This is a genomic window from Devosia epidermidihirudinis, assembly GCF_000971295.1.
GTDB classification, from domain to species: domain Bacteria; phylum Pseudomonadota; class Alphaproteobacteria; order Rhizobiales; family Devosiaceae; genus Devosia; species Devosia epidermidihirudinis.
This window is the reverse complement of the sequence record NZ_LANJ01000047.1, coordinates 1-18,354: the sequence shown is the minus strand read 5'-3', so window position 1 is coordinate 18,354 and position 18,354 is coordinate 1. Positions and strand designations below refer to the sequence as shown.

Here is an 18,354-nt window from a genome sequence, read left to right as displayed (position 1 = left end):
CAATCTATGACGACCTTAAACTCCGCCCCTGCAGCGCGGGCGACCGATCTCGTGTCGCCACTTGTCCCGTTAGGCAATCAGACCTTTCGGGTGTTGTGGGCGTCCAGCCTTGTCGCCAATTTCGGCACGCTCATTCAGGGCGTCGGCGCCGCCTGGCTGATGACATCGCTGACCGGCTCGGCCGACATGATCGCCCTGGTGCAAGCCAGCACGTCCCTGCCAATGATGCTGCTCGCACTGGCCGGCGGCGCGATTGCCGATGGTTACAACCGCAAGCACGTCATGTTGGCGGCACAGTGGTTCATGGTTGTTGTGTCGATCACGATGGTCACGGCGACCTATCTCGGCGTGGTAACGCCGTGGGTGCTTTTGTCCATGACGTTTCTGCTGGGCTGCGGCAATGCCATCAATATGCCCTCCTGGCAGGCCTCCATGGGCGACCTCGTCGCCCGTAGGGAGCTTTCCGCTGCAATCACCCTGAATGGTATCGGCGCAAACATCTCGCGGAGCCTTGGACCGGCAATAGGGGGAGCGGTCGTTGCCATGTTGGGTGCCGCTGCAGCCTTTGCTGCAAATGCCCTCTGCTACTCAGCGATGATCGTGGCTTTGATGCGCTGGCGCCCGAGCTACGCAAAGGACGACTTGCCTCGGGAAGCTATGGGATCCGCGGTCATTTCGGGGCTGCGCTACGTCTTTCTGTCGCCTGATATGCGGCGCGTCTTGCTGCGCGCCTTCATTTTCGGTCTGGGGTCTGTCGTTGTTCTGGCCCTGTTGCCTTTTGTGGCCTCCGACAGGCTGGCAGGTGACGCGGCTCTTTATGGCCTGCTGCTCGGTGCATTCGGAGTTGGTGCCGTCCTGGGCGGGTTCGCGATGGGAAAGCTGCAGCGCTGGATGAGCGACGAGTCCGTGGTCAAGCTGGCTTTCCTCGTGTTCGCTGGGGCGGCGTGGACTTTGCCGCTGACGACCAGCGTCTGGGTCACGGCGCTTGCCGCGATCTGCGCTGGTGGCTGCTGGGTTATCGCTCTTTCACTCTTTAACGTCAGCATTCAGGTTGCGGCGCCGCGCTGGGTGGTTGGGCGCGCTCTCTCGGTCTATCAGACCGCAAGTTTTGGTGGCCTTGCCATCGGGAGTTGGATCTGGGGCACTATTGCCCATCAGTTCGGCCTCCAGTTTGCCTTTGGCGGCGCATCGGCCCTGTTGATCGTGGGCGCCCTCGCAGGTTTCCTAATTCCCCTCCCACCTCGAAACGTGTCGAACCTGGATCCACTCAATCGTTGGCGTGAACCCAGCCTCACGACTGGTATCGATCCAAGATCTGGGCCGGTTATTGTCGAGGTGACGTTCATTATCCGCCCGGAATCTCACGGCGAATTCCTGCGCATCATGGTCGAGCGCCGCCGCATCCGGCGCCGGGACGGCGCGCGTGGTTGGTCGCTACAACGTGACCTGTCCGACAGCAATATCTGGGTTGAACGGTTTCATTGCGCCACTTGGACGGAATACGTCCGGCACAGCCAGCGCGTCACGCAGGCAGACGCTCCAGTTTCAGAACGACTTCTATCGCTGCACGCAGGGGCTGAGCCGCCGCTCGTCCACCGTCGCATCGAACATCGCACGAGCCGGAATAGGAACCACTTCATTGGTTCGCCGGATGGTCTTGGAACACTCTAGTCTTCGGATCGGAAGAACAATGGTTTTGAATAAGCGCCGGATCGGCATGACTGAACTTGAGATCACCACTCTGGGGCTTGGCTGCGCTTCGCTGGCGGGGATTGGTTCGGGCGTGCCGTCCGAACAGGGGCGTGCCACGGTTCGGCACGCATTGGAGCTTGGCATAAACTACTTCGACACGGCGCCCCAATATGGCTTCGGGCGCTCCGAACATCTGTCTGGTGATGTGCTGCGGGACCATCCCAGCGCGATTGTGTCGACCAAGGTGGGGCGGCTACTTCGACCATTTCATGGGCAGCGAAACATCGGTTGGGTCGATCCTCTGCCTTTTGATCAGGAATACGACTACTCCTACGACGGGATCATGCGGTCGTTCGAAGATAGTCTGCAGCGTTTGGGTATGAACCGTGTGGACATTCTCTATGTCCACGACATCGGGGAGATGACCCACGGCGCTGAGCAGAACGCTCACTATTGGAACCAACTTGAGCAGGGTGGCTACAGGGCCCTGCGCGAACTCCGCGAGAGCAAGACGGTTCAGGCGATAGGGCTTGGAGTCAATGAGGCGCAGGTCCTGTCCGACGCGCTCAACATGGGCGATTGGGACGTCTTCTTGCTTGCCGGGCGCTATACCCTGCTTGAGCAGGGCGGCGCCCCAGTGCTCGATCAATGCGCGCTGCGCGGCACGTCGGTGGTCATCGGTGGCCCCTTCAACTCGGGCATCCTGGCCGGTGGGGACACCTTCAATTACATGCGCGCACCGGACGATGTTCGTACCCGCGTGAGAGCCCTCAGCGATATCTGCGCCAGGTTTGATGTGCCGCTGCCGGCGGCGGCCTTGCAGTTCCCCCTGAACCACCCTGCCGTCACCTGCATTTTGCCTGGTCCGCGCTCGCCGACGGAGCTGGACCAGATCGTTGCGTGGTATGGCAGCGAGATCCCTAGCGGCCTCTGGGAAGCGCTCGTAGACGAGGAATTGCTACACTAACAGTGCAAGCGGCTCCGGACCGACTCAGCGGCTATTGAGAGTTTCGAGCCAGCCCCCGGGCCACCAAGGGCGGCGGCCCGGGGGGCTAAGCGTATCGTTTTGGTGTCCTCGCATGATCAGACAGCGCCGAGGCTGGCGTCTGGCCCCCGTTGGTTACAACTTTGATTTTGGCTGCAGTTGGCGCAGGAAGGGAATGGAGTCGAACTGGTCGGGCTGGACATGCTCCCAGGAAATTCCCCGCGGGCGGGGATGGGTGCTGCCAGTGGTGATCAGTTCGCCCTCGGTCGCCACATAGTCCATCCAGCAGTCGAAATTCATCATGACGATATCGCCGTCGGGTACGACCTGGGTGGAGTGGACGCTGGTGACAAGGGGGGTGTCGGGTCGGATGCGACCGAGTTCATTGAGGACACCTGCTTCTAGATCAGCAAAGCCGCCGCCCTTGCCGGTCCTTGCACCCTGGCGGGTCGTGGCTACCGTGCCAAATACGCAGAAGTCGAGTTCCGGGATGTCGGTGAATTCGATGCGCTCGCCATGGTGCATGTAGCCCTGATGGCTGGCGGCGAGCTCGAAGGTGATGCCCTTTTCCTGGAGCACGGCTGGATCGATGCGGACATAGGGGGCGCTCTGCACCAACTCCGGGACCGGGCAGTACAGGGTCTTGCCCTCATAGAGGGCGCGCAGGCGCAGCGAGTACTGAGCGGAATCGGGATTGACCTTGACTGCCTTCGCCGTCTTCCAGGCGGGTATCTGGGTCATGTGCCAGGCGGCCTTGTCCGCACCCGTGAAGTTGGGGATATGGCTGCGTGTGGGGCCAATGGCGACCCCGTCCGCCACGAGTTGGTCCCAGATGGCATTGCGCAACTCGTCTTTGGCAGGGTTGCGGCCCGCCCAGCGACCACGATCGGTCATCACAATCTCCATCGTTAGAAGTCGGCTTTGAGCCGCTTACCGCTGTTCGCGTCGAACAGAAGAGGGGTCTCCTGCGGCGGGAAAAGCAGAATGTCGGGACCGGCCATTGCCTGTTCGGCGGACACGCGCACGGTGAGCTGGGTGCCGCCGGTTTCCACATGGACGAGACGATCGCCACCGATGAACTCGATGGCGACGACGCGGCCGGGGAGACCACCCTCGCCGGAAACGCCCACGGCGAGGGCTTCGGGGCGCAGCGCCATGATGCAGGCGGCGCCGGCGCGAACACCAGCAGCCCTTGGCGCGAGGCTGGCAATGGGCTTCCACACCTGACCATTGGCGAGGGTCCAGCTATTGTTGTCCAGGGCGCTCAGCGGCACCAGATTGGCGGGCGGGCTGCCGACAAAGCCGGCGATAAAGGCGGTGGCGGGGGCGCGATACAGGGCCTCGGGGGCCTCGTACTGCAGGATGCGGCCGCCGTTCATGACGGCAATCCGGTCTGAGGTGGCGAGGGCCTCGGCCTGATCGTGAGTGACCATGATCGTGGTGATGCCGGTCCGGTCATGCAGCTCGCGCAGCTCAAGGCGCACCTTGTGGCGGAGCACTGCATCGAGATTGGACAGGGGCTCATCGAGGAGAAGCAGCCGCGGCCGGATGGCGATGGCCCGGGCGATGGCAACGCGCTGCTGCTGGCCGCCCGAAAGCTCGCCGGGCTTGCGGCTCAGCGCGGGATCGAGGCCGACCATGGCAAGGGACTCGTCGACGCGCTTCTCTGCCTCGGTGCGGTCCATACCCAGCATGTCGAGGCCGAAGCGGACGTTCTGGCGAATGCTGAGGTGCGGAAAAAGCGCGTAGTTCTGGAAGACCAGACCAATATTGCGTCGCCAGGGTGGCAGATTGGTTATGTCTTCGCCGCCAAGCTGGACGTCGCCGCCATCGGCCTCAAGCAGGCCGGCCAGGATCTGCAGCAGGGTCGACTTACCGCAACCGCTCGGACCAAGCAGGGAGACGAAGGCGCCCTGCTCGACGTCGAGGTCGATGTCATGCAGCGCGACCGCACCCTTGTAGCTCTTCTTGATCGAGCGGATGCGAAGGTAGGGAGATCCGGTCATCAGAACCGCCTTGATAGCTGGAAAAGGCGCTGTCCGAGGACGATCACCACGATTGTGAAAGCGACGATCATCGCGGCTATGGCGATGGTTGTCGGGTCAATACCCTCGGTGCGGAGCCGCGAGAAGGTGCGGACGGGGAAGGTGATCCATCCCGCTCCAGCGATCAGTGTGGTTACCACCACGTCGTTGAAGGAGACGAGGAAGGCGATGGCCGTGCTGGACATCAGCCCCGGCATGGCGAGGGGCAGCGTGATACGGCGCACGACATGCCAGGGAGAGGCGCCAAGGCTCTTGGCTGCGGCCTCAAGCCTGGGGTCGATCTCATCAAAGGTGGCAATCATGATCCGCGCCGCAAACGGCATGGTGATGGTGACATGGGCTAGGATCAGGCCGGGCAGGGTGCCGTTAATGCCCAGTTGGGCATAGATCGACAAGAGCGCGATCGCCCAGACGACGAGTGGCAGGGTGAGCGGCGCCAGCAGCAAGACTTCCAGCCCAAGGCGGTAGGAAGGCTTACCACGCACAAGGCCGAAGGCGGCAAGGCTGGACAGCCCGACGGCAATGGCGGTCGAAATGATGCCCAACACCGTGCTGACCCACAGGCTACTGCGGTATTCCGTGTGCGTGAGCGCTTCCTCAAACCAGCGCAGCGAGTATGAGCGCGGCGGGAATCGGAAGACATTACCGCCATCGAAGGCCGAGAAGATCAACACAAGGATTGGTGCAAGCAGGAAGAGCAGGATCGCGATAACGCCTGCCAGCATCAGCCCCTTGCTGAAGCGCGACGTCATGAACCCCTCGCAAGTCGACGAGAGATCAGCGCGCCAACGAGACCGGCGAGGGCGAGAAATAACAGCATGACAATGCCGAGTGCGGAGGCGAAGGGCCAGTCCAGCACCATGGCGGCCTGCTGATAGGCAAGGGAAGCAAAAGTAACGACCTTGCCTTGGCCAAGAATCTGTGGCGTGACGAAGGCTGTCAGCGCAGCGCAGAAAACGAGGAGACTGCCGGCCACGATGCCCGGAAGCATCAGTGGCAACAGCACGCGCCGCCAGACGACTAGTGGCGAAGCGCCTAGCGACATGGCGGCCTTTTCATAGTCACGCGGAATGCGTTCGATCGTGTTGATGAGCGGGAGCACCATCAGCGGCAGGAAGGCCTGAACGAGGCCGATGGTGACGCCCGTGATATTGCCGAGCAGCGGCAGGCTCGACTGTATGACGCCCATGGATTTGAGCGCGCCATTAATGAACCCCAGCGGGCTCAGAAGATTGACGAGGCCAAGGGTAGGCAGCAGGGCGCCGCAGATCAGCGGTAGGATGGAAATGCCAATGAGCAGGCCCTTGGCGCGACCCGCATGCAGGACAATCCAGCGCGCCAGCGGCAGGGCAAGAAGGAGGCAGATGAGGGTGACAAAGCCGCTCAGCCAGAGTGTCGTCCACAATCCGCCGAGATAGTAGCTATCTGTGAAGATGCGGACGTAATTGGCAAGGGTGAGGCTGGTGTCGAGGCTCAACGAACCCGGCACCTGGCTCCAAAAGCTCAGCACCACCAGAAATAGGAATGGCAACACAAAAACACCGAACATCAAGACTGCCGCCGGCGCGATGAGAAGCGTCGTGGTGGTCGGGGTGATGTCCGGTGTCTGGTTCAATGGAGGGTCCTGAATCGAGGCGGTTACTGGCCGAGGATTTCCTTGTTCCAGCGGTCGGTCCAGTCAGAGCGCTGAGCAATGACATAGTCCCAATCGAGCTGGAGCAGGCTGTCGACTTCTTCAGGCGTGTTGATCACACGGGCGGCTTCTTCATCGGACAGAACGACCTTGGAATTGGTCGGGCCGAAGTTCAGCTGCTGGGCATAGGCAGTCTGGGTTTCAACGCCGAGCGCCAGATCGATGAACATCTGGGCGAGTTCGGGCTCTGGGCTATTAGCAACCTGGCAGACCATGTCACGCACGAGTACTGGCCCCGGATTTTTGGGGAATACGAAGCCAATGCCTTCGTAATTCTCGAGGTTGGAAATCACATAGCCCGAGATCATCGGCGCAGCCGCGATTTCGCCAGCATCCATGAGAGTGAGGACTTCATCGAGGCTGCTGTAGGTGAGCATGGGTGCGCCCAGCTCAGCCAACTTGGCAAAAGCGACATCGGGGTTAGACTCATCCACGCCAGCAATGCGGGCGGCCACTGCAAGCATGCCGTCCCCTTCCGAGCTCGGATAGGGCGCATAGGCCATTTTGCCCTTGAGGTCCGGGTTCCACAGGTCAGCCCATTCCGGCGCCTCTGGGAACACTGCCTTGCTGTACGCAATGCCAAGACCAACAAGGCTCATGGCATAGCAACCATCGTTCATGCCGGCCCAGACGTTGGCGGCCGCAGGAACCAGGGCGGCGTCAGGGGCAACGACGAGTCCCTCCTTCAAAGCGGAAGGGGCCTCATAGATGTTCTGGAAGGTGACATCCATGGTCGGGTTGTTGCGCTCGGCCACCATCTTGGAGAGACGGTCACCGCTGCCGCCGAGAAGAAACTCGACTTTGGCGCCCGTCTTGGCCTCCAGCGGGCCGGCAACATGTTCCTTGAGCAGGCGTTCGATATCGCCGCCCCAGGTGCCGACGACGAGAGTACGGCCTGAATAGTCCTGCGCAAAGGCAGGCAGGCACGGGATAAGGCTCACTGCGGTCAAGGCCGCGTAACAGGCGATGCGTTTCATGATTCCCTGCTGTTTCTGGTCATAACACTGATCCCGTGTCCACTCGCAGAGACACGTCAGAATCAGACTAGGCAGGGTCCCCAGACAGGAAAAGTTGCCCATCCAGTATATGGGTCATAACTCAGCGCTTATGACTGGGGCAGGGGAACTGCCAAAACATCAGCCTCTCGGACGAGGCGTCGGATGGTGTCGCGTAGCCAGCGATGATAGCGGCTGGATTGGGACCGCTCGTGCCAGAGCAGATAAAAGCCCATGACGCCAAGCTCTTCGGGCAGCAGCAGCATTTTCAGTTTGCCGTTCTTAGTGGCGTGTTCCGCGTAGCGCTGGCCGACGGTGAAGGCATGATGTGTCCCCGGCAGCAGCTGTGGGATGATGGCGTAATCCGGGACGGATACGACGACGCGTCGCTCAAGACCCAGCCGCGCCAGCATGCCGTCGATGGGGCTGATGGAGAGGTCCTTTGGTGAAGACGGAGAGATGTGGCTGAGCCGAAGATAGTCCTCCAGCGTCAGTTGCGTGCCCGCGGGGATCGGGTGGGACACACAGACGAGGCAAGCCAGCTTGGCGCTCGCCAGCGGCATATGTTTGAGATGAGGTGGCGGCACCGGCCAGTTTCCGACAATGGCGTCGAGACCGCCGGTTTCGCGTTCTGTTTCGACCCCGCTCTGCAGGGTTGGCACGAAGAGTTCCAACCTGCACCGCGGCGCAACTCGATTCAGTTCGGTGATAAGGTGCGGCACGAGAAAGAACTCGAAGGATGTCGCAGCGGCGATGCGGATAGTCCGCTCGGACGTGGCTGGATCAAATGTCTCGTCCGACTCCAGCAGCTCGCCGAAGCGATTCATGAGGTCGTCGATCTGGTTCGAGACCAGCATGCCCTTGTCGGTGAGAACCATCTTCTGCCCTGAACGCACCAGAAGCGGATCACCGAAGATGTCGCGCAGCCGGCGCAGTATGGCGCTGATCGACGGCTGGCTCTGACCGAGTTGCGCAGCCACCCTCGAAACGCTGCGTTCGCTCAAGAGGCTCCGCAGTATGTCCAAATCGCGCAGGCTTAGGCCGAAGAAATTGGAGCGGTTACTCATCATCACTCCCCGACCCCCTGTCGCTTACTGGTCTCACGAATCCGGGCGTTGCGGTTGTGCCCACGGAACCGATTGGGAGTGTCTATCAGACAGGTTCCGATTGAAACATTCCGCGTTGCCGCATGGTGGAAATAACCTTCGTCCCCTCGGATTCAACATTCCGATTTCCCTATGGGATGCTATCGACACTACATTAGCGGGCGTCCTCGCACTTGCGTCTATCTGCCAAATTATCGCTGAAACTCTTAGTTTCTGTGGGCCTCCCAGGATGTCACGCGATTGCGTTTCAGTGTGCTCCGACCGGTCGTGCGGCACGGTTGTCGTCGCTGTACGCCGTTCGGACGAGAGAAGAGCCGTCTCATTTGAAGGATACCGCGGTTTATGACCCACGCGAGGCCGGTCCGGTCGGAAGAATAGTGCAGAGCGTACACTTGCGATTCTTGTGGTGTTTTTTGCGCGCAAATGGCTAATGGGGCGCCGACACTGCGTCGTCTCAAGGACTGCCCATGAACTTGCGCCTCATCTTGACTGCAGCCTTGCTGTTATCGCTGGCTGGTTCGCCCAGCTATGGCCAGGAAGATCTGACAGAAGAATGTATTGAAGCCGGTTATACCTCGCTTGATGAGTGCTATGGCGCGCCAATCTATGAGGAACCGGCGGAAGAAGACCCGGTTTACGCAGAGCCTATGTATGAAGAGCCGGTCTACGAAGAACCGGCCTATGAGGAGCCCCTCTACGAGGAGCCAGAGCAGGAAGACTATCAAGCGCCTGATGACGATGAGCCTGTCTACGAGGCTCCAGAAGAGGAGGAGCCGCTCTACGAAGATCCGGCTCAGGACGAGCAGGATGAAGCCGTGCTTGTGCCGGGCGACGATGAAGAGATTTATGACGACGAGCAGGCTGCCGACGACGTCATCGAAGACGAGGCCGTTGAGCAGGATGACGCGGCCATCGAAGACGAAGCTGTGACGGACGACCAACAGGTCGTTGAGGACGAGCAGGCGGTCGAAGAGGAGTTGGCGGTTCAGCCCGAGGATGACGCGACCGATCACGCCACGATCGACGCCGAAGACGTGGACGGCACCGGGCTGATCGATGAGAGCGTCGAGGACGAGCCCTATGTCGAAGAGATCGAGGATAACAACCCACTCGAAGACTTGCCGCCGGAAAACCTCTGGGACGCCCGCGAACCGTTGGCGGAGGGCATGTTGGAAGACGAAGCCGCGCCTCTGCTCGATAGCGCCAAGGATGGCGAATATGCCACGGAAGCTGACGGCGAAGACACCGTCATGCCTGAGGATGACGAAAGCGCGCAAGTTACCTCGCCACTCTCCGCCGCTGCAATTGTCGCCGCCGCCCCACCCGAAACCAATGTGTTGGCCGCCGCACCCGAGGTGGTGACGCCGCAGAACATCACGATCATCAACACCGTCGAGAACACCTACATTTATCAGGTGAACAACCAGACGATCATCAACAACTACAACGAGGATCGCTACCGGGTTTTTGGTGGGGATGACCATTACTGGTTCGACCAGATCGGCCCCAATCAGTTTCGCGAGAGCGTTTATCGCGCCGATGGCAGCACTGTTGTCACCACGCGCGATCGCTATGGCAACATTCTGGAGCGCTACGTCGTCAATGCCGATGGCAGCAGCTATGTGCTGGCCTATTTCGACCCCGACTATTACGACGACCTGCAGTATTGGGGTGATCCCGGCTACTATCTGCCGGCGCTGCGCCTGACGATCTCGCTGGGCGATTACGTGCTGGATTGGCGCTATGCCAATGCGGATGCCATCGCGATTTTCCTTGGCCATCCACCGGTCGAAACGGCCCGCCGCGTCTATTCTATCGACGAGGTCAAGCGCTCCGCGCGCCTGCGCGACAGCGTGCGGCGCCTTGAGGTCACCGATCTCAGCTTCGCCTCGGGGTCATCCGAGCTGTCGCGCAATCAGGTGCGCAGCCTTGAGCGCTTGGCAGACGCGATCAACACGCTGCTGGACGAGAATCCTGGAGAGACCTTCCTGATCGAAGGGCATACGGACGCGGTGGGGTCGGATCAATCCAATTTGCTGCTCTCGGACAAGCGGGCTAGCACAGTCGCCCGTATCCTGACGCGGTTCTATGGTGTGCCGCCGGAAAATCTGGCGACGCAGGGCTATGGCAAGCGCTACCTGCGCATCAACACGCCCTATGCCGAGCCGCAAAACCGCCGCGTCACGGTCCGCCGCATCACGCCGCTGGTTCAACCCTATTTCGCCAGCCGATAACAAAAAGGCGGCCGCTCCACCAAGCGGTCGCCTTCCTTATAATTCGCTGGGTGCCATGTCGCGGCGCTTACCAGCTGCGCGCAAATACCTCGACGAGCGTTTCGAGGTGAACACTGTCCACATCGTCAAAACGGCCAGGGGTTGGACTATCGAGGTCGAGCACGCCAACAATGGCGCCTGCGCGCCAGACGGGGACAACGATCTCCGACCGGGATGCCGTGTCGCAGGCAATGTGGCCGGGGAAAGCGTGAACGTCGGGCACGACGATTGTGCGTTTTTCCTGCACCGCGCTGCCACAGACGCCTTTGCCGACCGCGATGCGTACACAGGCGGGTTTGCCCTGGAATGGGCCCACGACCAGTTCGTCGCCATTGGCGTTCAAAAAGTAGAATCCCGCCCAGTTGAGGTCGGGCAGGCGATCAAAAATCAGCGCCGCGAAGTTTGCCGCATTGGCAATGCGGTCGGTTTCGCCGTCCAGCAGGCCCCTGAGGTTGAGGAGCACATCTTCATAGAGTTCGGATTTGCTGAGCGTGGTGTGATCGAAAGCGGCTGATTGGTACACGGCGGTCTTCCAGAGTGCTTGGACAGCCACGTCTTATCAAAAAGTCGCCGCTCCACCAACGCGCACATGCGTGATGGGTTTACCAGCGGACTAGACTGCCACTGCCGCTCTCTGATTGCGCATGTGGGTGACCAGGTCCTCGAACGGCATGGGGCGGCCAAAATGGTAGCCTTGCGCCTCGGTACATCCCTTGTCGCGAAGGGCCTGGGCCTGTGTCTCGTCTTCGATGCCTTCGGCAATCACGGAGAGACCGAACTTCTCGCCGAGCAACAGGATCATGTCCACAATGGCGTCGTCGCGGGCGTTCTCGGAAAAGCTCTGCACAAAGCTGCGGTCGATCTTCAGGCGGTCGATCGGGTATTGCTTGAGCGCCGACAGGGACGCATAGCCAGTGCCGAAGTCATCAAAGGAGAGCGTGCAGCCCAGCGCACGGATGGCGCTCAAGGTCGGCCCGAGCGCGACGTCGTCGCCGGTGAGAATCACCTGTTCGGTTATTTCCAGCTCCAGAAGCGTCGGGGGCAGCCCGGTCGCCGTCAGGTGCTGGCTGATCTCCTCGGCCAGATTGCTGGCGCGAAACTGTTTGGAGAACAGATTGACGGCAGTTCGGATGTCGCCGAACTGGCGCGCCAGATTGGCGGCGTCTGCGATCGCCGTGCCGAGCACCCAATTGCCAACTTCAATGGCCAGACTGCTTTGTTTGAGTGGCGCCAGGAAATCGGCGGGGGTGAGCAGGCCGCGCTCCGGGTGTTGCCAACGGAGCAAGGCTTCGACACCAACGATCTGCCCGTCGCTCAGGCGAACCTGCGGCTGATAGAAGAGTGTAAATTCGTTCCTGGAGGTCGCCCGGCTGATCTCTGCCAGCAGATTGTGCTTGCGCTGCACCGCCTCGCGCATGCGTGGCTCGAACGCGATGGGACAGTCGCTTTTCTCCTGCCGCGCTTCAATCACGGCCAGATCCGCGCAGACCAGCAGGCTTCTCGCCGAGATGGGGGATGCGGCAGACACCGTGCCGGCATGAACGGTCAGGGCGACATCGTGACCGCCGATCCGGTAGGGCGCGCGCAAGATGTCCTGAAGGCATCCGGTGACCTTGGTTATGCCCGTCTGCTCGATGGCTCCCAGCTGCACCACGACAAAACCTGCCTCCCAGCGGCAGAGGTGAAATCCGTTGGGGCAGGCACCCTGCAGGCGCGCCGTCATCTGGTCGAGCAGGCCCTCAACCGTCTCGAGACCAAACGTTGCCAGCACTTCAGGGACTTCGTTGGCAACGATGAGCCCGAGCGCCGCAGCGTCTGCGCCTGCGAGCAGGGGTTCCAGGCTTTCCCACGACGCCATCCGGTTTTGCGGCTGACGCTCAAACTTGAAGTGGGGGTACGGGCGCTCGAGCACGCCGCTATTGACCTGCCGATACACGCCGGCCAGCAAAGTCGTCTTGCCGGTACTGTCGAGAATCGAGGTGCCGCTACTTTCGTACCAAACCTCACGGCGGTCGGGATCCTGCCATCGGAAGGTCATGGAGAAGCTTGTCGGCACGGTTGAATGCAGGATATCGGCGACGACGCTTTGCATGGCGGTGGCTGCCTGGTCATCCATGCCGGCGAGCAGTGCCGAGTATGCCGATTCAGTCAGGGATTGCGTGTCGCGGTTCCCGGCGATTCGGGTGCGGACCCGTCCAGAGGCAAGGTCGTATTCCCAGGTGCCGTAATCGGCCTGGTCCAGCAAAAGGGCGAGCTGCCGTTCGGCAATCTCCACCGAGGCCTCTGCCGCAGCTAGTCCATCAATGTCGAGAATTGTGCCAACCCAGGCGGACACGGTGCCCGACGCATCACGGAGCGGGCTTCCCCGCCCCAGGACCCAGCGGTAGCCATCACCATCCTGGCTGTAACGGTAGCGCGCCTCGAAATCGGTTCCGTTTGCGACAGCTTGGCGCCAGAGTTCTGTCACCCGAGCTCGATCGCCTTCGTGGACAAATTCCGCCAGCCAGTTGCGCCCGCCCTGGAACACGCGCGACACGCCGTCCTCCAGCTGGTCAGGCAGCGGTTGTCCATCGGCTCGGGCGTGCCACACCTGCAGTCCCTTGAGCGCGGGAACACCTGCAGCGCTATGGGAAATCAGGGTCAGGTCGCGATAGGCGGATAACGGCATCAGGGCAGGCTCAAACGGATTCGTGGGGCGCATTTAGCTGATAAACGCGATCACATTAATAACTTCACGCCGCTCGGCCGCTGTAAACGTGCCGATGCGGTTAACGTGAGCAAAGGGGGCCGTTCGCGCTATGCGTCGGCGTGCCCTTCTTCCAGATGGCCGGGTTCAGAGGCCTCGCCGACGGTGAAATTGCCGCCTACGATGCGGTTTCGACCGCCGGTCTTGCTGAGGTAAAGCTGGCGGTCGGCGTGGGACATCAGCAGGTCGGCAGTCAGCCCGGGCAGGCAGCGCGCCGTCGTGATGCCGACGCTGACGGTCACATAGGAGCTGACGGTGGAGCCTCGATGGGGAATGGCGAGGGACTGGACCTGAACCTGAATGTCTTCGGCCACTTTGCGCGCGGTCTCGGCATCAGCACCGGGCAGGACACAGGCAAACTCTTCACCGCCATAGCGTGCTGCCAGATCGGAAGCGCGATTGACCGCACGTTTGAGCGCAGCCGCGATCAGGACCAGGCAACGGTCTCCCGCCGGGTGACCGTAGGTGTCGTTGAAGCCCTTGAAGAAGTCGATATCGAGCATGATGACCGACAACCAGTCGCCCGTCCGCGCCAACCGCGCCGTTTCGATATCGAGCGTCTGCTTGAGGCGGCGACGATTGCTGAGCCCAGTCAACGCGTCGGTCACGGCCAGCTCGGCCAGCTGATCGCGCAGCAGCTTGAGCTCGATATGGTTGCGCACGCGCGCGCGCAGGGAGATGGGCTGGATGGGTTTGGTAATATAGTCGATGGCGCCCAGCGACAGGCCGCGCGCTTCGGCCTCCTGATCGTTCAGCCCGGTCGTGAAAATGATCGGCACGTCGGCCAGCATCCGGTCATTCTTGAGCGTCTGGCACACTTCATAGCCGTCCATTTCCGGCATCATCACGTCGAGCAGGATCAGGTCGGGCAGCACCTTGCGGGCGACGTCGATCGCCTGCTCGCCAGACATGGCAAAACACACTTCATAGGTGTCTTCGAGCGTCGCGTTCATGATCTCGATATTAGAGATTTCGTCGTCGACGATCAGGATGACTGAGCGTTTGATCATGAGCTGGGTTCCATCTGTGGTGTTGCCACACCGTCCGCTTCATCCAGTAGCAGCAGAGCGCGATCATAATCCAGCCGGTCGAGCGCCGCCTTGATGGCCTGCATGCGGCTGGTGTCGCCGATAACAACCGAGGCCGCGACCAGCTTTTCAAAGCCAGCTCGCGCCCCAAGGCTACGCCGCTTCAGCAAAGCCCGGAATTCGTCTTTTTCCAGCACAGCCGTAAAGGCATCAGCGGCACCCTTCTTGGGGACGGCGGCGGCAATCTCCGGCGGAGCGAGGCGCTTTGCTGCCGCCAGTGCGGGCGCCAGAGCCTGCTCCAGCGCGTTCAGCTGTCCGCTAATCAGGTCCAGGTCCTCATTGGCCACGGCGGCCTCGACATCTGCCGCGGTTCTTGAGACCGCGACCAGCTCGAGTGAGGAGGCCACGCCCTTGAGGGTGTGGGCGAGGCGGCGCGCATCGTTCAATGCGCCTTCGGCGATCTGGCGGCGCAAGGTAGGCACCACGTCCGCAAACTGCTCGCCAAACCCAGTGATCAACTTGCGCAGCAGGGCGCGCTTACCGTTGACGCGCTTGAGACCCGCCTCAATGTCAAACGGGGGCAGGCTATCGGGCAGATCGTCAAGCGGCTTCGGCGCGGGAGCCGCAGTCGGCGTGATGGCGGCCTTGACCAACCGCGGCTTTAGCCACCGATCGAGCGTCTGCACCAGCACGGTCGGGTCAACGGGCTTGGCGATGTGGTCGTTCATGCCAGCCGCGAGGCACCGCTGGCGCTCCACCTCATAGGCATGAGCGGTCATGGCGATGATCGGCAGGTCCTGTGCAGACCAGGCCTCGCGGATGCGCCGCGTTGCCTCGATGCCGTCCATCTCCGGCATTTGCACGTCCATCAGCACAGCGTCATAGAGAATCGGCGCTGCCGCAATGCGCTCGCAGGCGAGCCGTCCATTTTCGGCAATGTCGACAGTCAGGCCCGCGTCGGTCAGCAGGGCGATGGCGATCTCGCGGTTGATGTCATTGTCCTCGGCGAGCAGCACGTGGAGGCCGCGCAGGGGCTCGGCAACCATGGGGATCGCCGCGATGGCCGGCACAGGGCGCGCACTGGCCTTGTCATCGCTGGCAAAGAGCGTGGTTATGGTTTCGAGCAGGGTCTTGGGGTCGACCGGCTTGGTGAGGAAGGCGGCAACATCGGCGCGCTCCGCCTCTGCCTTGAATTCGGAATGCCCATAGGCCGTGACGAACAGCACGATCGGCAATTTGGCGAGGCGCTTGTTTGCCCGCATTGCCTCGACGGTCTCGATGCCATCGAGCCCCGGCATTTTCCAGTCCAGCAGCACAAGGTCATAGGGCATGCCTGTCTGACCGGCCGCGTCCAGTGCCCCCAGCACTTCGGCACCGGACACCACAAGATCGACGCTCATGGACCAGGACGCGAAAATCTCGCGCAGGATTTCCCGCGATGCTGGATTGTCGTCGGCCACAAGGACGCGCAGCTGTTGGATATCCCTTGAGGGTTCGAGCGGCAGCGCGGCCCCGCTTTCGTCGATCTGCATGACGACGGTAAAGGTGAAGGTGCTGCCCGCGCCGGGAATGCTCTCTACGCGAATTGCGCCGCCCATCTGTTCGACGATCTGCTTGCTGATCGCCAGGCCCAGCCCCGTGCCGCCAAAGCGGCGCGTGGTCGAGCTGTCGGCCTGCGCAAAGGAGGTAAACAGGGCGGCCAGTTGTTCCTCGGTCATGCCAATGCCGGTATCGGTCACCGAAACCTCCAGCGTCACCTGATCGGTGGGCTGGCCGAGCAGATCGACCGCAAGGGTCACCGAGCCGCTCTGGGTGAACTTGATGGCGTTGCTGACCAGGTTGAGCACAACCTGATTGAACCGCAGGTCGTCGCCCACCAGTGTCGTCGGCACGGCATCGCTGATGACCGTGTGCAAGGCCACGCCTTTCTTGTCGGCCTCGCCTGCCGCCAGACGCATCTGCGTCTCGAGCGCGGCGCGCAGATCAAACGAGCGTCGCTCCAGCGAGAGCTTGCCGGCTTCATTCTTGGAGAAATCAAGGATGTCATTGATCAGGCGCAGCAGGGAGGCACCGGCGCCGCTGATCTTTGACACATAATCATGCTGCTTGGGCGTCAGTTCGGTGCGCAGCACAATATGACAAAAGCCGATAATGGCGTTCATCGGGGTGCGGATCTCATGGCTCATATTGGCGAGGAACATGCTTTTGGCCCGGTTGGCGGCTTCTGCCTCCCGTGTGCGCTCCTCCAGCGCTGCGTTCTTGGCCATGATTTCGTCGCGCATCACCCCAATGCGATCAAAGCTGGAAACCAGCATGCTGCTGAGCCAGACCAGGACGGCGGTTTGGAAAACGACAATCGTCGCGTGCAGGACAACGCGCGCCAAATCGCCGCCGCCGGGGAACACGGCATAAGGCAGCACCAGATTGAGCAGCAGGTGGTGAATGGCAATTGCCGCTGCGGCCATCAACACCACGCGGCGATCGCACCAGGCAATTGTCAGGGCCAGGGTGGCGAAGAAGTACATATGCATGTCCATCTGCCAGGGATTGCCCGACAGCAGAAACACCAGCAGCGCCGGCTCGCCCATTAACGCAACCGCGGACAGATATCGCGTCGTGGGCGCAATGCCGCTGCGCCACCATGTCAGGTGATAGGCCCCTGCCAGCGCCGCCCCCGCCAGCGCCGCGCCAATCGGCGACTTGCCGACAAGCACGGCGACGAGCGCCAGCAGCGGAACATGCGCCCAGAATAGATAGACCAGGAGCTGGCCAAACTGGGCGCGGAGCTTGTCGAGTTCTGACATCAGAGAGTTTCCTGCACTAGACCAGCGCATCCGCGCAGCGTCATTGGATCGATGACCAGCCACGCGCCGGCGCCATAAAGCGCCTGTACGAAGTCCGGATTGGTGGAGTGAGCGATGATTACATTGGGCGGCCCGCCCATATCGACGATGCGGCCGTCCGCTTTCTGAATCAGCGCGATGGTGTCGACGAGGCGCGACCAGGGCGGCGCGATGACGGCATATTGGCCGTTGTCACCAGAAGGAGAGAGGGTGGCGATGACGAGGGCGGTCATGCCGACCAGCAAAAGCGCCAGCGCGGGCAAAAACTCACCCAGCTTGAATCGCTCATATGCGCCGACATGCCGACCCTTCGTCGTCGTCAGTGATGCCGATCCATCTGCACTATGAGAAGTCATGCCTTAGCCCCCAATCCCCAAGCTACGCAGTCGCCATTGCAATCACGTTAAAGGCCGGGCGCAGTTTTGTGGGAACCGGGGAAGGAGGGGACTTAGCAAGAGAGGAAGAGAGGAAGAGAGGAAGAGAGGAAGAGAGGAAGAGAGGAAGAGAGGAAGAGAGGAAGAGAGGAAGAGAGGAAGAGAGGAAGAGAGGAAGAGAGGAAGAGAGGAAGAGAGGAAGAGAGGAAGAGAGCGATTCCAGTGACGAGCCTTCTATAATCCCCTCAATCCCATATGTGCGGTCAGGGCGAGGTTCGCGCCGGCCGACCTGGATGCACCGCGTGGAAAAATGTTGGGCTGACGAAAGCCCGGAAGTCCGGGCTTTTTCATCGGTTCCGCACAGCCTCGCTGGACGATTTTGCACAAAATGACAGTTCTGTCGCTTTGGGGGCTTTACAGAATGGATGGGTGGCCCTAGAACCCGGTCATCGCTTCAGAGCGCGGCGCCAGACGGCGGCGGGCAACGAAGCAAGTCACTGAAAACAAAAGAAATTTTGAGTTTAGTGGTTTCGGTTTCCGGGTTGTTTGAGCTTTGGTTTGAATGATCTGAAAA

Annotated in this window: 14 protein-coding genes; 3 read left to right on the top strand and 11 right to left on the bottom strand. The window is 61.2% G+C overall.

Annotated elements, in window-relative coordinates; all coding sequences use genetic code 11:
* The first annotated feature begins 6 nt into the window (after positions 1-6).
* The gene (locus tag WH87_RS17785; RefSeq protein WP_046139674.1) at positions 7-1,671 is read left to right on the top strand and encodes an MFS transporter; all 1,665 of its coding nucleotides are present in this window, start codon (positions 7-9) and stop codon (positions 1,669-1,671) included.
* Positions 1,672-1,690: 19 nt separating this feature from the next.
* The gene (locus WH87_RS17780) at positions 1,691-2,659 is read left to right on the top strand and encodes an aldo/keto reductase (protein ID WP_046139675.1); all 969 of its coding nucleotides are present in this window, start codon (positions 1,691-1,693) and stop codon (positions 2,657-2,659) included.
* A gap of 153 nt (positions 2,660-2,812) precedes the next feature.
* Here the strand turns inward: WH87_RS17780 and WH87_RS17775 are convergent, their stop codons facing one another.
* The 6 genes from WH87_RS17775 to WH87_RS17750 form a co-directional block, all read right to left on the bottom strand.
* Positions 2,813-3,571, bottom strand: coding sequence for a 5-formyltetrahydrofolate cyclo-ligase (locus WH87_RS17775; protein WP_046139896.1), 759 nt, complete (start codon positions 3,569-3,571; stop codon positions 2,813-2,815).
* Between the two features lie 14 nt (positions 3,572-3,585).
* On the bottom strand, positions 3,586-4,683 hold the full coding sequence (locus tag WH87_RS17770) for an ABC transporter ATP-binding protein (RefSeq protein WP_052726519.1): 1,098 nt from the start codon (positions 4,681-4,683) through the stop codon (positions 3,586-3,588).
* Complete coding sequence (locus tag WH87_RS17765) at positions 4,683-5,474, bottom strand: ABC transporter permease (protein ID WP_046139676.1); 792 nt, start codon at positions 5,472-5,474, stop codon at positions 4,683-4,685. The genes WH87_RS17770 and WH87_RS17765 overlap by 1 nt, the downstream gene beginning before the upstream one ends.
* The gene (locus WH87_RS17760) at positions 5,471-6,337 is read right to left on the bottom strand and encodes an ABC transporter permease (protein ID WP_046139677.1); all 867 of its coding nucleotides are present in this window, start codon (positions 6,335-6,337) and stop codon (positions 5,471-5,473) included. The genes WH87_RS17765 and WH87_RS17760 overlap by 4 nt, the downstream gene beginning before the upstream one ends.
* A 23-nt stretch (positions 6,338-6,360) precedes the next feature.
* Entirely contained in the window at positions 6,361-7,392 is a 1,032-nt protein-coding gene (locus tag WH87_RS17755) for an extracellular solute-binding protein (protein ID WP_046139678.1), read from the bottom strand.
* Between the two features lie 128 nt (positions 7,393-7,520).
* On the bottom strand, positions 7,521-8,480 hold the full coding sequence (locus WH87_RS17750) for a LysR family transcriptional regulator (protein WP_046139679.1): 960 nt from the start codon (positions 8,478-8,480) through the stop codon (positions 7,521-7,523).
* A gap of 503 nt (positions 8,481-8,983) precedes the next feature.
* Here WH87_RS17750 and WH87_RS19195 point away from each other — a divergent pair.
* Positions 8,984-10,750, top strand: coding sequence for an OmpA family protein (locus WH87_RS19195; RefSeq protein WP_052726520.1), 1,767 nt, complete (start codon positions 8,984-8,986; stop codon positions 10,748-10,750).
* Between the two features lie 67 nt (positions 10,751-10,817).
* Here WH87_RS19195 and WH87_RS17740 read toward each other — a convergent pair whose 3' ends face one another.
* The 5 genes from WH87_RS17740 to WH87_RS17720 all read right to left on the bottom strand — a co-directional run bounded on the left by WH87_RS17740 (position 10,818) and on the right by WH87_RS17720 (position 17,762).
* On the bottom strand, positions 10,818-11,312 hold the full coding sequence (locus WH87_RS17740; RefSeq protein WP_046139899.1) for a GAF domain-containing protein: 495 nt from the start codon (positions 11,310-11,312) through the stop codon (positions 10,818-10,820).
* Positions 11,313-11,402: 90 nt separating this feature from the next.
* Complete coding sequence (locus WH87_RS19190) at positions 11,403-13,457, bottom strand: EAL domain-containing protein (protein WP_197410850.1); 2,055 nt, start codon at positions 13,455-13,457, stop codon at positions 11,403-11,405.
* A 128-nt stretch (positions 13,458-13,585) separates the two neighbouring features.
* On the bottom strand, positions 13,586-14,545 hold the full coding sequence (locus WH87_RS17730; RefSeq protein WP_197410849.1) for a diguanylate cyclase: 960 nt from the start codon (positions 14,543-14,545) through the stop codon (positions 13,586-13,588).
* Positions 14,542-17,367, bottom strand: coding sequence for a response regulator (locus tag WH87_RS17725; protein ID WP_046139680.1), 2,826 nt, complete (start codon positions 17,365-17,367; stop codon positions 14,542-14,544). Before WH87_RS17725 ends, WH87_RS17730 begins: the two co-directional genes overlap by 4 nt.
* Entirely contained in the window at positions 17,367-17,762 is a 396-nt protein-coding gene (locus WH87_RS17720; protein WP_052952338.1) for a hypothetical protein, read from the bottom strand. The genes WH87_RS17725 and WH87_RS17720 overlap by 1 nt, the downstream gene beginning before the upstream one ends.
* Positions 17,763-18,354 lie beyond the last annotated feature (592 nt).